At 46.8% G+C, this 3,173-nt stretch carries 4 protein-coding genes; 3 read left to right on the top strand and 1 reads right to left on the bottom strand.

The annotated features are described in order from the left end of the window. From Q0095_RS08195 to Q0095_RS08185, 3 genes are all read left to right on the top strand, one after another. A partial coding sequence (locus Q0095_RS08195; RefSeq protein ID WP_297883016.1) for a chloride channel protein occupies window positions 1-895 on the top strand: 895 nt, incomplete at its 5' end. 200 nt (window positions 896-1,095) lie between these two features. Beyond that, window positions 1,096-1,518 carry a peptidoglycan-binding protein LysM gene (gene lysM / locus Q0095_RS08190; RefSeq protein ID WP_291939442.1) on the top strand — a complete coding sequence of 141 codons (423 nt, stop codon included), beginning with the start codon at window positions 1,096-1,098 and terminating at the stop codon, window positions 1,516-1,518. Between the two features lie 287 nt (window positions 1,519-1,805). After that, the gene (locus tag Q0095_RS08185) at window positions 1,806-2,474 is read left to right on the top strand and encodes a hypothetical protein (protein ID WP_297883014.1); all 669 of its coding nucleotides are present in this window, start codon (window positions 1,806-1,808) and stop codon (window positions 2,472-2,474) included. A gap of 171 nt (window positions 2,475-2,645) precedes the next feature. On the opposite strand, the gene Q0095_RS08180 is transcribed toward Q0095_RS08185, so the two are convergent. After that, window positions 2,646-3,173: DUF3137 domain-containing protein (locus Q0095_RS08180; RefSeq protein WP_297883012.1), on the bottom strand; the 528-nt coding region annotated here is incomplete at its 5' end.

The raw sequence follows: 3,173 nt of genomic DNA, 5'->3' as shown, positions 1-3,173 counted from the left end.
TGCAGCCATCGCCTTGGGCGCACCGGTAGGCAGCGAGGCTGCTCCGCGCGAGCTGGGCGGCTTGTTTGCGGCTAAAATTTGCCGTGCCCTAAATATCAGCGGAGATGAGCTTCGGTTATTTGTCGCATGTGGCGCGGGAGCGGGACTAGGTGCTGCATATAACGTCCCGTTAGCGGGCGCGCTTTTTAGCCTAGAAATTTTGCTTAAAAGCTTCGATACTCGAGCGATTTTATGCGCCTTTGCCACAAGCGCGGTGGCTACAGCTACAGCAGAATTCGGAGCTTCAAAAGAAATTTATTACGCAGTTTCGAACTTCGCCCCTACCCCGCAGAATTTACTCGCAGCGGCGCTAATCGGGCTTGTCACGGGGGTCGCGGCGAAATACTTTCAAGACGGGGTGCGCTTGTGCGAAAAGCTGCGCATAAAAAGCCTCAAAATCGCACTTACACTGCCGCTTGCGTTTTTACTTACCGCGGCGGTCGGCGCATACGTGCCTGAAATTTTAGGTAATGGGCGCTCCGCAGCGCAGTTTGCTTTCGACTCCGCGTCCTTTAGCCCGTATTTGCTTGCGATTTTGCTTTATAAGGCATTTTGCATTTTGATGATCTTTCGCTGCGGCGGATACGGCGGCACGCTTACGCCGAGTTTCGCGCTGGGTGCAGTTTTGGGGCTATGCGTTGGATTTGCGATCGGCGAAATTCTACCTATTAGCCTAAGCGCAGCGGGGGTTTGCGGAGGGGCTGCCTTTTTAGCGATCAACTTAAACGCGCCGCTTTGCGCCTTTGCCCTAAGCGCAGGATTTTGCGGGCTAAATCTCAACTCATATTCAGTCGTCGTTTTTAGCATCGTATGCGCCGTGATCGCTAGAAATTTACTGACGAAAAATTTAGCGTAGTCGCAGCGCTGATAATTCATACGCTGCAAACATGAATCGATGGGCGCGGCGATGATGGTCTGAGAACCTGCCCCGTCAGCATAGAGTGAGCGCCATAGGTCGCATCATTGGGCTAGGGCGGAGCCGTAAGGATATGCATCTAAGCTGATCGTTGGTAAATTTAAGATAAAATTTTGCCACTTTAACCAAAGGAGAAAACAATGGGTTTACTTTCATTCGTAGCCGAAGCAGGCAAGAAACTACTAGGTCTAGGCGATGACGCCAAGCACGTAAAAGACGAGATCGCCACCAATCTCAGCTCTACGCCGGTAGAAGGGCTAGAGGTCGAGGTGCAGGGCGACACCGTCAAAATCAGCGGCAACGCCGATAAGGAAACTCTTGAAAAAGCAGCCCTCATCGCGGGCAATACCGCAGGCATCAAAAACGTGCAGATCGAGGGCATTAGAGAGGATAGCGCCGAAAACTACTACACCATCGTAAAGGGCGATAACCTATCTAAAATCGCGAAAAAATTTTACGGCGACGCGAACAAATACAAGATTATTTTCGACGCCAACCGCGAGGTTATCAAGGACGCGAACCTCATCTATCCTGGACAGAAGATCAGAATTCCAAAAGCTTAAGTTCGCTTTTGAATGCCGCGGCTTGATTTTGCAAACCGCGAATTTTACTTTTGCGAGCATTGCGCTTCGTTTATGCGAACTGCGTTTTATAAACCTGCGACGCAGCGCGATTTTGGCGAGCTAAATTTTACTAGTTAGCGAGGCGCCGCGGTCTTTACGTTTTACGAGGCACGGTTTTACGAGCCTGTTGCGGCGGATAGTAATTTATCCACCGCACTTGCTGCGCGCTGCCATCCTATTTGAGAACATATAAAACGCTTTGAAATTCTATTTATAAAGAGCTAAATTTGGATAAATTTAAAATCAGCACTACGCTAGAAAAGGCCAAGTCTAGGGATTACGACAAATATCCGATAATCATCAAAGACAACGCGATAGAGATGATAAAGCTATATCTGCCGATTGTATTTATTTTGGACTTTCTTTCACATTTTGCACCATACAGACCACCACATCCAGGAGAGCTAAATGAACGCCCAAAAGAGCTAGGAAGTTGCTATATTAAATTTAAAAATTCCGCCATAGAATATTTTTCTACGAAGAAGAATTTAGTCCTGCTCGAAATAAAATTATCAAATATAGTGGGGATAAAACGAACCTTTGGGCCTTCCCAACCCCAATTGCCGACAATCACAAAAAAGTTTGTAATTAGCGTCGTTATGATCTACTTCGTTTTGATGTCTACGGTTTTTTACTTTAAGGGCTATGCAATAGCCCCATTCATAGTGCCGATAGCATTTGGGCTCGGCATGCTTCCATTGCTAATTTTTAGGATAATAAACGGGCTAGGGCTTGGACTGGATATGCTAAGCGGCGATAGTTTGATTATCTTTGATAAGCATTTCATTATCGACGCCTCGATTTTAACGAGCGGCGAATACAAGGAGCTAAAAACCTATTTTCTATTAAAAACGGGAAAAAATTTAGATAAAATTCGGCCGCAAATTTTTATATAAGCTAGGAGTAAAGAGCAGGTTTTAGACGTAAAGCAAAAATTTGATAAGCAGCTAAGCGATAAATATTTAGAAAATAGCCTCGTATGAAATCAAAATTTAATAAAGACCTAGACGCGCCGAATTATCTTTTAAGAGTTAAAAATTTTTAGCAAAAATACCGCTCAAATTTTATTAAACCCAAATCCTCACATTCAGTTTTAAAATTTTAACGATACTCAAAAAGTTTAAAATTTCGCTCTTTATCTCGCTTGCGGGGTCGCGACGCAGCACGCTTTCATAGACGCTAGGCTCGAAATTATCGCGCCCGGTGTGCACGAAAATATGGATCCGCCGCTCTCTGATGCTCGCCCAGATCTGCGCTCCCATCGCGTCGCCCACCGCCAAAAACCGCTCCATAAATGCGGGCGTTAGCACGTACATCGCGTTTTGCGGCTCGTCGCTAAGCACCTTGTAGCGCGCGGCAAACTCCACGTTGTCCATCGCAACGGGCTTTAGACCTACGTGCTGCTTATTTTGCATCTCGCGCGGATAGATGAAAACGGGCGCGATGATGCGCTTGTTAAATTCCGCTACGAAAAACGCCCCGATAAGCTCGTGCTGCAAATTTTGATGAAAAAAGCTCACGTCGCTAAACTCAAAGCTCACCCCCTGCCACGCGCCGCCCACGCGGTCGTTGCCGCGCAGGTTTTCGATGAATTC

The sequence above is a fragment of the uncultured Campylobacter sp. genome, assembly GCF_938045535.1.
Lineage (GTDB): Bacteria > Campylobacterota > Campylobacteria > Campylobacterales > Campylobacteraceae > Campylobacter_B.
This window is presented reverse-complemented; position numbering and strand designations above follow the sequence as displayed.

Bases quoted from the DNA above. Each gene is read 5' to 3' on its own strand.
- lysM (WP_291939442.1), top strand. From the start codon at position 1,096: ATGGGTTTACTTTCATTCGTAGCCGAAGCAGGCAAGAAACTACTAGGT.